General features: G+C 75.2%; 13 protein-coding genes and 1 pseudogene. 6 read left to right on the forward strand and 8 right to left on the reverse strand.

Annotation, left to right across the window (positions count from 1 at the left end; translation table 11 throughout):
• Nucleotides 1–67: 67 nt before the first annotated feature.
• The 3 genes from DDE18_RS13235 (at nt 68) to DDE18_RS23680 (ending at nt 2506) form a co-directional block, all read left to right on the forward strand.
• Nucleotides 68–1519, forward strand: a complete 1452-nt coding sequence (locus DDE18_RS13235) for a DUF7059 domain-containing protein (protein ID WP_116572729.1) — start codon at nt 68–70, stop codon at nt 1517–1519.
• Nucleotides 1520–1547: 28 nt separating this feature from the next.
• Entirely contained in the window at nt 1548–2156 is a 609-nt protein-coding gene (locus DDE18_RS23675) for an NAD-dependent epimerase/dehydratase family protein (RefSeq protein ID WP_245916671.1), read from the forward strand.
• A 77-nt stretch (nt 2157–2233) separates the two neighbouring features.
• Nucleotides 2234–2506 (forward strand): Rossmann-fold NAD(P)-binding domain-containing protein, encoded by a 273-nt coding sequence (locus DDE18_RS23680; RefSeq protein WP_245916673.1) that lies wholly within the window; start codon nt 2234–2236, stop codon nt 2504–2506.
• Here DDE18_RS23680 and DDE18_RS13245 read toward each other — a convergent pair.
• The 8 genes from DDE18_RS13245 to DDE18_RS13280 are packed head-to-tail and all read right to left on the reverse strand — an operon-like array spanning nt 2442 to nt 11583.
• Nucleotides 2442–3407: a glycosyltransferase family 9 protein gene (locus DDE18_RS13245; RefSeq protein ID WP_116572730.1), complete on the reverse strand. Its 966-nt coding sequence runs from the start codon at nt 3405–3407 to the stop codon at nt 2442–2444. The two genes, DDE18_RS23680 and DDE18_RS13245, sit on opposite strands and share 65 nt — an antisense overlap.
• 1 nt (nt 3408) lies before the next feature.
• Nucleotides 3409–4119, reverse strand: coding sequence for an SDR family oxidoreductase (locus DDE18_RS13250; protein ID WP_116572731.1), 711 nt, complete (start codon nt 4117–4119; stop codon nt 3409–3411).
• Nucleotides 4116–5492 (reverse strand): D-glycero-beta-D-manno-heptose 1-phosphate adenylyltransferase, encoded by a 1377-nt coding sequence (gene rfaE2 / locus DDE18_RS13255; protein ID WP_116572732.1) that lies wholly within the window; start codon nt 5490–5492, stop codon nt 4116–4118. The genes DDE18_RS13250 and rfaE2 overlap by 4 nt, the downstream gene beginning before the upstream one ends.
• Nucleotides 5489–6112: a D-sedoheptulose-7-phosphate isomerase gene (locus tag DDE18_RS13260; protein ID WP_116572733.1), complete on the reverse strand. Its 624-nt coding sequence runs from the start codon at nt 6110–6112 to the stop codon at nt 5489–5491. Before DDE18_RS13260 ends, rfaE2 begins: the two co-directional genes overlap by 4 nt.
• Nucleotides 6109–7362, reverse strand: a complete 1254-nt coding sequence (locus DDE18_RS13265; protein ID WP_116572734.1) for a glycosyltransferase — start codon at nt 7360–7362, stop codon at nt 6109–6111. Before DDE18_RS13265 ends, DDE18_RS13260 begins: the two co-directional genes overlap by 4 nt.
• Nucleotides 7359–8384, reverse strand: coding sequence for a glycosyltransferase family 9 protein (locus tag DDE18_RS13270; RefSeq protein ID WP_116572882.1), 1026 nt, complete (start codon nt 8382–8384; stop codon nt 7359–7361). The genes DDE18_RS13265 and DDE18_RS13270 overlap by 4 nt, the downstream gene beginning before the upstream one ends.
• The gene (locus tag DDE18_RS13275; protein WP_116572735.1) at nt 8381–9943 is read right to left on the reverse strand and encodes an HAD-IIIA family hydrolase; all 1563 of its coding nucleotides are present in this window, start codon (nt 9941–9943) and stop codon (nt 8381–8383) included. Before DDE18_RS13275 ends, DDE18_RS13270 begins: the two co-directional genes overlap by 4 nt.
• Nucleotides 9940–11583: a carbamoyltransferase family protein gene (locus DDE18_RS13280; RefSeq protein ID WP_116572736.1), complete on the reverse strand. Its 1644-nt coding sequence runs from the start codon at nt 11581–11583 to the stop codon at nt 9940–9942. The genes DDE18_RS13275 and DDE18_RS13280 overlap by 4 nt, the downstream gene beginning before the upstream one ends.
• 151 nt (nt 11584–11734) lie before the next feature.
• On the opposite strand from DDE18_RS13280, the pseudogene DDE18_RS24260 reads away from it, so the two are divergent.
• The 3 genes and pseudogenes from DDE18_RS24260 to DDE18_RS13290 form a co-directional block, all read left to right on the forward strand.
• Nucleotides 11735–11905 (forward strand): annotated as a pseudogene (locus DDE18_RS24260) (UDP-glucose 6-dehydrogenase); the annotation flags it as partial.
• A 77-nt stretch (nt 11906–11982) separates the two neighbouring features.
• The gene (locus DDE18_RS13285) at nt 11983–12630 is read left to right on the forward strand and encodes a UDP binding domain-containing protein (RefSeq protein ID WP_245916676.1); all 648 of its coding nucleotides are present in this window, start codon (nt 11983–11985) and stop codon (nt 12628–12630) included.
• The gene (locus tag DDE18_RS13290) at nt 12630–13577 is read left to right on the forward strand and encodes a glycosyltransferase (RefSeq protein ID WP_116572737.1); all 948 of its coding nucleotides are present in this window, start codon (nt 12630–12632) and stop codon (nt 13575–13577) included. The genes DDE18_RS13285 and DDE18_RS13290 overlap by 1 nt, the downstream gene beginning before the upstream one ends.
• The last annotated feature ends 17 nt before the right edge of the window (nt 13578–13594 follow it).

Here is a 13594-nt window from a genome sequence, read left to right on the forward strand (position 1 = left end):
GTCGTGCGTGGTCAGGCCGCAGCCTCCCGCCGCGCATCACTCCGGCGCCGGCTGGGAGCATGGGCGCATGAGCCTGGACTTCACGGCACCGCTGCGCGCGGCGCTGCTCGCGGCCGACTTCACCTACGACTCGGTCGCCGACCTCCTCGGGGACACGGCCCACCGCGCGCTGTCGCGCAACGAGACGGCGCCCGGCCTGCGGCGTACGACGGACGGCTCGCCGCTCTCGACCCTGACCCGGCTCTTCCTGCTCCAGACGCCGGTCACCCGCGAGCAGGCCGACCGGGCCCTGCCCGGACTCGTCGACCGGCTGTGCAACGCCGGGCTCCTCGAGCAGAGCGTCGGCGAGGTGGCGGCGCGGCTCGACTGCCGTCCCTACAGCACGGAGGACCGGGACTTCTGGGTCGTCTCCGACCTCACGCCCGGGCTCGACGGCGCCCCCAACCGGGTCGGCGCGGAGCACGTGCTCGGCATCTCCTCGGCCAGCACCTCCCTGGCGCAGCTCACGATCCGCGAGCCCGTCGGCCGGGCGCTCGACCTCGGCACCGGCTGCGGCGTGCAGGCCCTGCACCTGGCGGCCCACTGCGGAGAGGTCGTGGCCACCGACGTCAACGCCCGAGCCCTCTGGATGACCCGCCTCAACGCCGCGCTGAACCAGGTGGACGTGGTCGTGCGCGACGGCTCGTTCTTCGAGCCGGTGCGTGGCGAGCTCTTCGACCTGATCGCCACCAACCCGCCGTTCGTCATCTCGCCGGCCACCGGGGAGCGCCTGGTCTACCGCGACTCCGGCCTCCCCGGCGACCGGGTCGTCGAGGACATCGTGCGCACAGCGCCGGAGCACCTCACCGAGGGCGGCTGGTGCCAGGTGCTGGCCAACTGGGTGATCGAGCGGGACCGCCCCTGGGACGAGCGGCTGGCGACGTGGCTGCGCGACGACTGCGACGCGCTCGTGGTGCAGCGCGAGGTCGTCGACCCGGCGACGTACGTCGAGCTGTGGCTCAAGGACGCCGGCAGCCAGGCGGGCGAGGACTACCTGCGGCGCTACGAGACCTGGCTCGCGTGGTTCGACGAGCAGGGCATCGAGGGCGTCGGCTTCGGCTGGATCAACCTGCGCCGCCGGACCGACGGGAAGGGCGTCCACGAGCTGCTCGAGTGGCCCTACGACGTGGAGCAGCCGATCGGTCCGGCGATCGCCGAGTGGGGCCGGGCGCTGGACATCGTGGTGTCCGACGGCGACCGGCTCATCGTGCGCCCCGATGTGCAGCAGGAGACGCTGGGGCGCCCCGGCGCCGCGGACCCCGACACCATCGTGCTCCGCCAGCAGCGCGGCTTCCGCCGGGCGCGGCAGGTCGACACGGTGGAGGCCGCCCTCGTCGGCGCGTGCGACGGAGAGCTCACCGTGGGCCAGATCCTCGCCGCCCTCGCCGACCTGCTCGACGGGGACGCGACCGGCCTGCGCGAGACCTACCTGCCGGTCGTCTCCGGGCTCGTGCAGGAGGGCTTCCTCACCCTCGGCTAGAAGCGGCTCGTTCGGGTACTGCACAGTCATGACCTCGGCCGTGGTGACCGGCGGTGCCGGCTTCGTTGGATCCCACCTCTGCGACCGCCTCCTCGGGGCCGGGGTCCGGGTCATCGCGGTCGACAACCTCCTGAGCGGGTCCTCCGACAACCTGGCGCAGGCCCGGACGCAGCCGGCCTTCAGCCTGGTCCGTGGCGACATCGCCGACACCGGCACGCTCGCCGAGGTGCCCGACGACGTGGACCTGGTCTTCCACCTCGCGTCGCCGGCCTCGCCGGTCGCCTACCGCGAGCACCCCGTCGCGACGCTGCGGGCGGGCATCATCGGCACCTTCAACGCCCTGGAGCTGGCCCGGCGGGCGGGCGCCAGGTTCGTGCTCGCGTCCACCTCGGAGGTCTACGGCGACCCGCTGGTGCACCCGCAGCCCGAGTCCTACCGCGGCAACGTCAGCTGTGTGGGGGAGCGGGCGATGTACGACGAGGCGAAGCGCTTCGCGGAGGCAGCGACCACCACTGTGGCGGCTCAGCCGTGGTGTCGACACGGCCATCGTGCGCATCTTCAACACCTTCGGTCCGCGCATGGGGTGGAACGACGGTCGGGTGGTGCCCACGTTCGTCGGCCAGGCCCTGGCCGGTGAGCCGATGACGATCCACGGGGACGCTCGAGAGCCGGTCGCTGTGCTACGTCGACGACACCGTCGAGGCGCTGGTGCGGATGGCGGAGTCGGGCGAGCCGGGGCCGGTCAACGTGGGCAACCCGCACGAGGTCACCGTCCTGGAGATCGCGGAGGCGATCGCCCGCGCGGTGGGGATCGAGCGGCTGGAGATCGCCTTCGTCGACCGGCTGGTGGACGACCCCGATCGTCGCTGCCCGGACATCACGATGGCGGTCGAGCGGCTCGGCTGGAAGCCGGAGGTCGACCTCACCGAGGGGCTGGCGCGCACGGTGCGCTGGTTCCGCGAGGCACCTGGCCGCCCAGCTGGCTGACGACCGCGGCCCACGCCTCGTCGACCGTGATCGATGCCAGGGCCGGATCGGTCTCCGCGGCGTGCGGGTCGCCGGCCCCCGTGCCGTGCCACAGCACCCTGGTCCGGCCCCACAGGGGCGCCCAGGTCGTCGGTGGGGTGGGACCGTAGAGCGCCACCGCTGGGCGGTCGTAGGCCGCCGCGAGGTGCGCCACGCCGGTGTCGCCGCTGAGCACGACGTCGGCCGCCGCGACCAGCGCTGCCAGCGAGTCGGTGGAGGTCGTGCCGGCTGCGACCGACTCCCTGGGAAGGCCTGCGGTCCTCGCCACCTCGCGGCACAGGTCCACCTCGTCGGCGCTGCCGGTCAGCAGCACCCGCCGGCCTTCGGCGGCGAGCCGTCGTGCCACCTCGGCGAACCGGCCGGGTGGCCAGCGGCGGGCCGGGGACGCGGCGCCGGGATGCACGACGGCGGTGCCGTCGCCGGCGACCCGGACCGGCGGCTCCAGCAGGCCGTCCTGCGGGTCCGCCTCGACGTCGAAGCAGTCGGAGACCAGGCGACACCACCGTCGTACCTCGTGCTCGTCCGGGTCCCAGCGCGGCCCGGGCGAGCCGGTGGCCGGCTCCCCGAAGGCCGCGAGCCGGCGCGGTCGGGTGGCGGTGAGCGCGTCGTGGCTCTCCGGGCCGCTGCCGTGCAGGTTGACCGCCACGTCGGGTGGGGGACCGGGCCAGCCGAGGTCGCCTAGGCCACGCATGTCGTGCACGCGGTCGACGGCTCCGGTGGCTGTCGCCAGTCCGGCGAGCGTGCGGGGGGTCGCCAGCACGATCTCGTGGCCGGGCAGCGCCCGCCGCAGCGCCCGCAGGGCGGGCACCGCGACCAGCAGGTCACCGAGGCCCAGGGCGCGCAGGACGAGGGCGACCGGCACGTCAGGGCCAGGACGGCTCGACCGAGGGCGTCACCACCAGCTCGCGGACCTCGCAGCCGGGCGGCTGGCGGAGCGCGAAGAGCACGGCGTCGGCGACGCGCTCCGGCGGGTTGAGCATCGCGTCCGCCGGCGGCCGGTACTGCTCGTCGCGCCCGTCGAAGAACGCCGTCTGCATGCCGCCGGGCACCAGCATGGTGACGCCGACCTCTCCGCCCAGCTCGGTGGCCAGCGCGCGGCTGAAGCCCGTCACGCCGAACTTCGAGGCGCAGTACGCCGTCGCGTCGCTGACGGCCTTGAGCCCGAGCGTGGACCCCACGGTGACCACGCGGCCGTGGCTGCGCCGCAGGTGCGGCAGCGCGGCGCGGACCACGGCGGCGGTGCCGATGAGGTTCACCCTGATCACCCGCTCCCAGTCCTCGGCGGGCACGTCCTCGAGCCTGCCACAGGCGTCGATCCCCGCGGCGGTGACGACGGCGTCCAGGCCTCCGTGCTCTCGGGCTGCCGCCTCGACCGCCTCCGCGGCGGCACGCGAGTCGGCGAGGTCGACGACCATGTGGCCGATCTCGAGGCCCTCGAGCGGCTTGGGCTCGTGCCGGTCGAGGATGTGGGCGGTGCCGCCCTGCTGGGCGACCGCGGCAGCGACGGCCCGGCCGAGGCCGGACGCCCCGCCGGTCACCAGGACGGTGCCGAGCTGCTGGGGGGTGTGGTTCATGGCTCTCCTCCTTGGGTTGCTCGTGCCAGTCGGGTCGTGGAGCGGCCTGCCAGGTAGGGCAGGGTGACGGCCTGGCCACCCCACTCGAGGAGCACCTGCTCCTCGGGAAGGGCGGCGTCGGAGTAGTCCCCGCCCTTGCACCACACGTGCGGCCGGAGGGTGCGCAGCACCTCGTTCGGGGTGTCCTCCTCGAAGACGACGACCGCGTCGACGCAGTCCAGGGCTGTCAGCACGCGGGCCCGGTCCTCCTGTGGGACGATCGGGCGGTCGGGCCCCTTGAGCCGCCTCACCGAGTCGTCGGAGTTGAGGCACACGACGAGGCAGTCGCCGAGCCGGCGGGCGGCCTGGAGCGTCTCGACGTGGCCGCGGTGGAGCAGGTCGAAGCAGCCTCCCGTGGCCACCACGGTCCCGCCACCGGCCCGGACCTCGCGGGCCAGGGCCACCGCGTCGCCGGATGTGCGAGGCACCCGAGGCCGCGGGTCCATGCACGTGGCGGCGGCGCCGTCGCGGACGAAGTCGGCTGCCGCGACGACGGCGGTGCCGACGGCCTCCCTGATCAGGGCGCCCTCGGCGAGCGCCAGCGCGACGCTCGCCGCGAAGCGGTCTCCGGCGCCACAGGTGTCCACGGGCCGGCCGGGGACCTCGGGGGCGGGCAGGTGCACGGGGATGCCGGCACCGTAGGAGAGCAGGGCGCCTGCGGCGCCGCGGGTCACCGCGAGCGCGCGGACCTCCCAGCGCTCGACGAGTGCGGCGGCGCTGCGGGAGAGCCCGGCCAGGTCGGGCGCCGGGTCGCCGGCGAACCGGCGTACCTCGCCCTCGTTCGGGGTCGCGACCAGGGTGCCGGAGACCGGGTCGGCCCCGCGGGGGTGCGGGTCCCAGACGACCGGAGCACGCCGCGGGACCGCCGCGAGGAGCGCCCTGACGCCAGGGTGGGAGGACACTCCCCGGCCGTAGTCGGAGACCAGCACCCCGCTCGCCGACGCCAGCACGTCGCCGGCCTCGGGCGGCACGTCGCCGAGGTCGCCCGCGTCACCCCGGTCCATCCGCAGCAGCGTCTGCCCATCGGCCCGCACCCGGGCCTTGACGGTGGTCCGGCCGGTGGTGCCGATCTCGACCAGGCGGACCCGCTCGGCCAGCCGCCGGCGCAGGACCTGTGCCTCGTCGTCGGACCCCAGGGCCATCAGCAGGACGACCTCGCGGGAGCCGTCGCCTGTCGCGAGCCAGGCCGCGAGCCCCGCTCCGCCGGGCCGCTCGACCCGGCGTACGACATCGACGACCGGGGCGGGGGAGTCGGGCGCCGTGCGGGACACCGAGCCGCAGACGTCCACGTCCAGCAGCACGTCGCCCACGACGACCAGCGGTCCGCGCGTCATGCGATCCGGCCTCCCTGCTCGCCGGGCGGGACGTCAGCGGCGTACCCCACGCCGAGCGCGTCGTCGAACGCGGCGCAGAGCATGTGCAGGGCCACCAGGTGCAGCTCCTGCACGGTCGCCGTCAGCGGCGCCGGCACCGCCAGCACCTCGTGGGCAGCCTCGGCGAGGGGGTTGGGCAGCTGGCCGGTGAAGGCCCAGACCCGCAGGCCGGCGAGCCGGCCGCGTCGGGCCGCCTCGACCACGTTGGGACTCTGGCCGCTGGTGGACATGAGCACGAGCACGTCGCCCGGCCGCCCGTGCGCGTCGACCTGGCGGGCGAAGAGCTCGTCGGGCGGGTAGTCGTTGCCGATGGCCGTCAGGGTGGACGTCTCGGCGCTCAGGCAGATGGCGGAGTAGGGCGGTCGGTCCAGCCGGTAGCGGCCGACCAGCTCACCGGTGAGGTGCTGGGCCTGGGCCGCGCTGCCTCCGTTGCCGGCGGCCAGCAGCCGGCCGCCGCGGGGCAGCACCTGCGCCAGCTCGGCACCCCAGCGCTGAGTGACGGCCACGGCGTCGTCGAGCTGGTCGAGTGCCCTCCGGAGCTCGTCGAGGTGAGTGCCGTCCGAGGGGGTTGAGAACGTCATCGCACTGCCCCCTGTTCCCGGCCCCGGCCCGGGGTGGCCAGACCGATCACCTCGTCGTACACCTGCAGCGTCCGCTCGGCGACCTGCGGCCAGGAGAAACGCTCGCGTGCCCGCCGCACGCCGTCGGCGCCGTACGCCGCGCGCAGGCCGGGGTCGGCGAGCAGGTCGCGCAGCGCCCCCGAGAGCACGCGCGGGTCGCGCGGCGGCACCAGCTCGCCGGTGACGCCGGGGACGACGGTGTCGAGGAGGCCGCCGACCGCCGTGCCGACCACGGGGCGGCCGCAGGCCATGGCCTCGACGGGGACGATGCCGAAGGGCTCGTACCAGGGCACTGAGCACACGACGTCGGCCGCACGGATCACGCCCGGCACGTCCTCGTGGTTCACGCTGCCCAGGAACCGGACCCGCTCGGCGACCCCGGCCTCGGCAGCGACGCCGCGCAGCCGGGATGCCTCGGGGTCGAGGTGCAGCACGTCCGCGCGCGGCCCGCCGGCGATCACCAGCTCGGTGTCGGGAAGCCACTGCAGCGCGGTGACCGCGTCGGCGATCCCCTTGCGCTCCACCATGCGGCCGAGCACCAGCACCCGGTGGGTGGCGGTCCGCGGCGGCTCGGCTGCCGGTGCCACGTCGGGCCGGAAGTGGCGGACGTCGACGCCGCACGGCACGACGGTGCAGCGGTCTGCGCCGATCCCCTGCGCCTCGAGCTCGCGCACCTCGTCGGTGGCGGTGGCGATGACCCGGTCGACGCCGAGGCCGATGTCCCGCTCGACCTCGAGCCGTCCGGGCGGGCTGGTGTCGGCGTCGCCCTGGTGGCGTCGCTTCACCACGCCCAGGGCGTGGAAGGTGTGCACGACCGGGAGCCCCAGGAGCGAACGGGTGCCGCGGACGGCGCGCAGGGTCGCCCAGCCGCTCATCCAGAAGTGGCTGTGCACGATGTCGTAGGGGCCGTCCTGCAACGACAGGGCCAGCTCCGCGGCGAACGCCGACATGTGCGGCCAGAGGTCGTCCTTGGGCACCTCGTCCGGCGGCCCGGCACTGACGTGGCGCACGAGGTAGCGGACGCCGGACTCCTCGACCGCCACCTCGTCTGGCAGGGTGGTCGAGTCGCGACGGGTGAAGACGGTGACGTCGTGGCCGTGACCGGCCAGCTCGCGCGCCAGGGCGGCCACATGGACGTTCTGCCCGCCGGCATCGGCACCGCCCAGGGTGGCGAGGGGGCTGGCATGCTCGGAGACGAGTGCGATCCTCATGGGGTTCCTCCTCCGGAGGTGGTGAGCTTCTCGATGGCGCGGATGACGTCCTGTGCCGTCACCGAGGACAGGCAGGGATGCCCCGGGACCGGACAGGTGGTGGCCCGGGTGGCCCGGCAGGGCGCGTCCTGGTCGCCCAGCAGCACGTGGGGCACGCCGTACGGCGCCCACCGTTCGGCGGGCACGGTCGGCGCGAAGAGCGACACGACCGGCGTACCGACGGCGGCGGCCAGGTGGGCAGGGCCGGTGTTGCCCGCCACGACGACGTCCGCGGACGCCAGCACGGCCGCGAGGCCGGCGACGCCGGTGCGCCCGGACAGGTCCACGGCCTCGTCGCCGGCGACCCGGGCGCACAGCGTTGCCTCGGACGGTGCGCCGGTGACGACCACGTCGGCGCCCTGCTCGGCGAGGGCTGCGACCAGCTCGGCGTGGTGGCCGGGCGGCCAGGCGCGGGCGGTCACGGACGTGCCGGGATGTATGACGACGCGCGGGCGCCGTCCGGGACGCCACTCGACCGGGTCGGGCACCTCGACGTCGACGCGCAGCCGGCCGTCGTCACCTCTCGGCAGGTCGTGCCCGGCGGCACGGGCGAGCTCGAGTGCGCGCTCGGCCTCCGGGACGTCGCCCGGCGGGTGGACGCGCAGGTCGAGCAGCGAGCCGGGATAGTCCTCGCTGATCGCCCCGATCCAAGGCACGCCGGCCATCCGCAGCAGCAGGGCGGTGGGCAGCGGGCTCTGGTGGAACGAGGTGAGCACCAGTGCCCGGTCGATCCCCCGCCCGGCGAGGTCGTCGACGATCCGCTCCACCTCCTCTCGCTCGACCGCTGCCGGGGTCGGGTCGATCCAGGGCGGTGACCAGCAGAGCACCTGGTCGACGCCGGGCAGCAGCCTCGCGACGTCGGCGCCCCGTGGCCCCGCGAGCAGGGTGAGCCGGTCGGAGCCGGCCGCGACGGCACGCACCGCGGGGCCGGCGAGGAGCACGTCGCCCATGCCGTCCGGTCGCACCACGAGGCTGTGCGTCATCGCCACCCCCTCAGTGCGATCTCCACGGCCGTGACCAGGTCGGACGCGACGTGGGCGGCCTCGAGGACCTCCTCGGGACGGGTGGCGGCGTTGGGCACCAGGATGCCGGTCGCACCCGCGGCCTCCGCCGCGCCGAGGTCACCGGCCGTGTCGCCGATGAGCACGCACTGCTCCGGCCGGACGCCGAGCTCGCTGCACGCCCGGACCACCAGCTGGGGGCCGGGCTTGCGGCACTCGCAGCAGTCCTCGGGCCGGTGGGCGCAGACCTGCCAGGTGTCGAAGGGGCCGAGCAGCTCCTCCACGCGCGCGTTGATCCGGGCACAGTCCTCGTGCGAGATCTGGCCGCGGCCGACGGCCGCCTGGTTGGTGGCGACGCCGACGGGGATGCCGAGCGCGCGCAGCCGGTCGAGCGCCTCGCGGGCGTGCGCCACCGGCTCGACCCGTGCCGGGTCGGTGTTGCGGGGCACGTCGCGGATCAGGGTGCCGTCGCGGTCGAAGAGGACGAGGTCCGGCGCTCCCGGCCAGGGCCGCTCGCGCACGTGGGTGACCAGGCCGCGGGCCGCGTGGGCCGCCGCGGCCGATGGGATGGCCACGCTCGTGACCACCATCGCCGCCACCTCGCGCACGGTGCGGGGACCGGGGGCGATGCGGGCGGCGGCGAGCTCCGCCGTACCTGCGACCCAGCCTGCGGAGGCCGCCGCGGCCAACAGCCGGAGCCGGTGGTCGCGCCGCAGCGCGCCCCCGAGCCCCAGCACCACAGCAAGGGCACCGGCCGTGGACGTCGCCAGGTGTCGACGGAGCCTCCCGGGTGGAGCCCCCGCGCGGTCGCGCCAGTCGTCGCCGTGCAGGCGTCGCATCAGCTGGTCGTCGGCGTTGCCGCGCTGCCGGGCGATGCTCGCGCTCCAGCGCGACCTCGGCACCGGATGCCGGGTCGTGCGCTCGCCCGGCAGGATCCGGCCGCCACGCTCGACGACGCGCAGCCCCAGGTCGGCGTCCTCGCGGTAGGCGCGGCGGAAGCGTTCGTCGAAGCCGCCCACGCGGACGAGCACGTCGCGGCGGTAGGACATGTCGGCGGTGATCCACTGCGCGCTCGCGAGGCCCGCGGTGTTGCGCTCCTCGTCGGTCAGCGGGCGGTCGGCCGGCAGCGGCACCACGATGCGGCCCTGACTGGCCGCCGCCGGGCGGCCGCCGACCACGTCCGCGTTCGCCTTGTCCAGGTCGGCCGCCAGTCGGTCCCACCAGTCGTCGTCGGGGACCACGTCGTCGTCGAGGAAGGAGACCCACTCGGTCTGCGCCATCCGCCAGCCGAGGTTGCGCGCCCCTGCCGGACCGCGGCCGTGGCTGCGCAGCACGACGACCTCGGGGAGCCCGGGCCGCCGGCACGCCCGCTCGTCCACCGCCCCGTCGGGGGTGTCGTCGACGAGCACCAGGCGCTCGGCCCGGGGACCAGTGGCGCGGGCGAGCGCGTCCAGCAGGTCCCTCAGCGCGGGCCGGCCGATGGTCGGCACGACGACGGTGGTGGGCAGGACCTCCGGGTGTCCGAGGACCCCGGCCGTCACGTCGTCACCTCGCTGCGCCGGACCGTGAAGGGGCCGATCGCGAGCAGGTCGATGGGTGCCGAGCCGAAGCACTCCAGGGCGTCGCGCGGGCTGTCGACCATCGGGCGGCCGGCGGTGTTGAGGCTGGTGTTGACCACGACCGGCAGCCCGGTGCGCCGCTCGAACGCGGCGAGCATCTCCGCCACCAGCGGCTCGGTCGCGGCGTCGACCGTCTGCACCCGCGCCGTCCCGTCGACGTGGACGACCGCCGGGATCCGGTCGCGCCACCCGGGAGCCACGTCGTGGACGAAGAGCATGTACGGCGAGGGGAGGGGGCCGCGGCTGAAGATCCGGTCGGCGCGCTCGAGCAGCACCATCGGCGCGACCGGCCGGAACTCCTCGCGGCCCTTCACCCGGTTGAGCCGGTCCAGGTTCGCGTGGCGACCGGGGTGGGCGAGCAGTGACCGGTGGCCCAGGGCGCGCGGACCGTACTCACTGCGACCCTGGAACCACGCGACCAGGCCGTCGTCCGCGAGAGTCGCCGCGACCGCCTCGGCGATGCCCTCGGCCGGCCTCGCGTAGCGGATCGCGGCGTCACGCAGCACCGCCTCGATCTCGTCGTCGCTCCAGCCCCGGCCGAGGTCCGCGCCGGGCATAGGGCTGACCGGCTCGCCCTTGGCGTGGGCCAGGTGGAGGGCCGAGCCCAGGGCCGTCCCGGCGTCCCCGGCCGCGGGCTGCACCCACACCCGCTCGTACGGCGAGTCGGTGTGCACGCGTGTGTTGGCCACGCAGTTGAGCGCGACTCCGCCGGCCAGCACCAGGTCGCGCTTGCCCGTCTGGCCATGCAACCAGTCCAGCAGCTCCAGCACGACGCCCTCCAGGACCCGCTGCACGCTCGAGGCGAGGTCGGCGTGCTGCTCCGTCCAGGGATCACCCGCGGCGCGACGGGGCGCGAGGGCCTCCCAGTCCAGCGCTTCGGTGCGGAAGCCGCCCTGGCCGTCGACGCGGACCGCTTCACCGATGACACCTGCGTGCCGCGGCTCTCCATGGGACGCGAGCGCCATCACCTTGTACTCGTCGCTGCTCCGCAGCCAGCCCAGGTGCTGGGTCAGGTCCTCGTAGAGCAGGCCGAGCGAGTGGGGGAGCGCCTGCGCGACCAGCGGGTCGAGGTGGCCGTCGTGCGACGACGCGGACAGGTGGCTCGCGGACTCGCCGCGGCCGTCCAGGACCAGCACGTCCGGGTCGTCCAGGGGACCCGCGAGGGACGCGGAGGCCGCATGGGCGATGTGGTGCGGGACGAAGTGGACGCGGGCCGGGTCGAGCCCGGGCAGTGCCGTCGCGAGGAACTCCGGTGCCCGCCGGGCATAGGCCTGCCGCAGCCGGTCCCACGGGTCGTCGAGGCCGAGTGCCTCGGCGGGCCGGGCCAGGGAGGGGTCGTAGGAGTAGGTGACCGCGTCGAGGTCCGCCGGGTCGAGCCCGCCCGTCTCGAGGCACCACGCCATCGCCAGCTCGGGCAGCTCCCAGGCGGCGAAGGGCACCGGCCGGTGGCCGTGCTTGCGCCTGGAGAAGCGCTCCTCCTCCGCCGCCGCCACGATCCGCCCGTCGACCACCAGGGCGGCCGCCGGGTCGTGGAAGAGCGCGTTGACCCCGAGGACCTTCATCGGCTCCCTCCCGACTTCCTCACATTGGCCCCATGGTTCTCCCAGAAGCGGTGGGTACCCGTTCGAACCGCTTCTCACCACGGAGGTGTCCGGTGGTCGGAGCAGGAGCACCTCGAGCATGGAGAACCGGCTCTCGGGTACCTGCCGGTGTATGCGTCTCACAGTGGTCGGCGTCGGGCGGCTGGGCAGCGCCCACGCAGCGACGCTGTCCGCCATGGGCCACGACGTGCTCGGGGTCGACGTCGACGCGTCGCTCGTCGGCACCCTGGCCGAGGGCCGCTCGCCCTATGCCGAGCCCGGCCTCGAGAGGCTGCTCGCGGAGGGCACGGCGGCGGGTCGGCTCGCCTTCACGACCGACCTGTCCCGGGCGGCCGCCCACGCCGCATCTCGCTGGTCAACGTGCTCGCGGAGATGTGCGAGCGGTCGGGCGCCGACGGGGCCGGCCTCGTCGAGGTCGTGGGGGCGGACCCGAGGATCGGCAGCCAGTTCCTCGCGCCCGGTCTGGGCTTCGGTGGCGGCTGTCTGCCCAAGGACCTGCGGAGCTTCCTGGCACGGGGCAGGGAGCTCGGCATGACCGTGCCGCTGGAGCTGATCGCCCAGGTGGACGCCGTGAACCGGCACCAGCGCGACCGGGTGCTCGCGATCGTCCAGGACATGGTCGGCGGGTCGGTGCGGGGCAGGGAGGTGGCCGTCCTCGGCGCCGCGTTCAAGGCCGGGGTCGACGACATCCGCGACTCCCCGGCGCTGGCGGAGGTCGTCGCCCTCCGCGATGCCGGGGCACACGTCCGGGTGCACGACCCGGCCGCCCTCACGGCGGCCAAGGCCGCCGTGCCCGGGCCGGACTATCTCGAGGATGTCGAGGACGCCTGCCGTGGCGCGGAGGCCGTGCTCCTGCTGACCGACTGGCCGGACTATGCCGCGCTCGACCCGGTGTGGCTGCGCGGGCTCGTGGCGGCGCCCCGGCTGCTCGATGCCCGGCTCGTCGTCGACGTCCTCGCCTGGCGGGCCGCGGGGTGGGAGGTCCGCGCCCTGGGCCGGAGCGCCTGATGCGCGTCCTCGTCTGGCACGTCCACGGCTCATGGCTGACCTCCTTCCTCCAGGGCAGCCACGACTACCTCCTGCCGACCCTGCCCGGCCGCGGACCCGACGGACTGGGCCGGGCCGCCTCCTGGGACTGGCCCGCCAGTGCCGTCGAGATGTCGCCCGCGGAGCTCGCCGACGCGGCCGTGGACGTGGTGGTCGTGCAGCGCCCGCACGAGCTGGAGCTGGCGACCCGGTGGCTCGGCCGGCGCCCGGGCCGGGACGTGGCCGCGGTCTATCTCGAGCACAACACGCCCGGGGGCGACGTGCCGTTCACCCGCCATCCGCTGGCTGGTCAGTCGGAGATCCCGGTCGTGCACGTGACCGCCTTCAACGCGCTGATGTGGGACTGCGGCGACGCGCCGGTGCACGTCGTCGAGCACGGCATCGTCGACCCCGGCCGCCGCTGGACCGGTGAGCTGGCGCGCGCCGCGGTGGTGCTCAACGACCCGGTCCGACGCGGCCGGGCCGTCGGCAGCGACCTGGTCGAGGAACTCGCCCGGGACACCCCGGTCGACCTCTTCGGCATGCGGGTGTCGGGCTTCGGGGGCGGTGTGAGTGCCCACGAGTCCCTCACCCAGGCCGAGCTGCACGACGCCCTAGCCCTGCGCCGGGTCTACGTGCACACGCCGCGGTGGACCTCGCTGGGCCTGTCGCTGCTGGAGGCGATGCACCTCGGCATGCCTGCCGTGGCGCTCGCGAGCACCGAGGCCTGGCGGGCTGTGCCGCCCGGCGGCGGCTGTCTGGTGCCCGGCCCCGCGGCCATGCGGGCAGCGGTGCACCGGCTGCTCGCCGACCGGGCGCTGGCGGCGGACCTCGGCGCGGCCGGCCGCGAGCACGTGCGCACCCGCTACGGGCTCGCCCGCTTCCTGCGGGAGTGGGACGAGGTGCTGGCCGACGTGATCACCCGCTGAACCGCGGGCCAGCTCCT

The organism is Nocardioides gansuensis (assembly GCF_003076135.1).
Classification (GTDB): Bacteria; Actinomycetota; Actinomycetes; order Propionibacteriales; family Nocardioidaceae; genus Nocardioides; species Nocardioides gansuensis.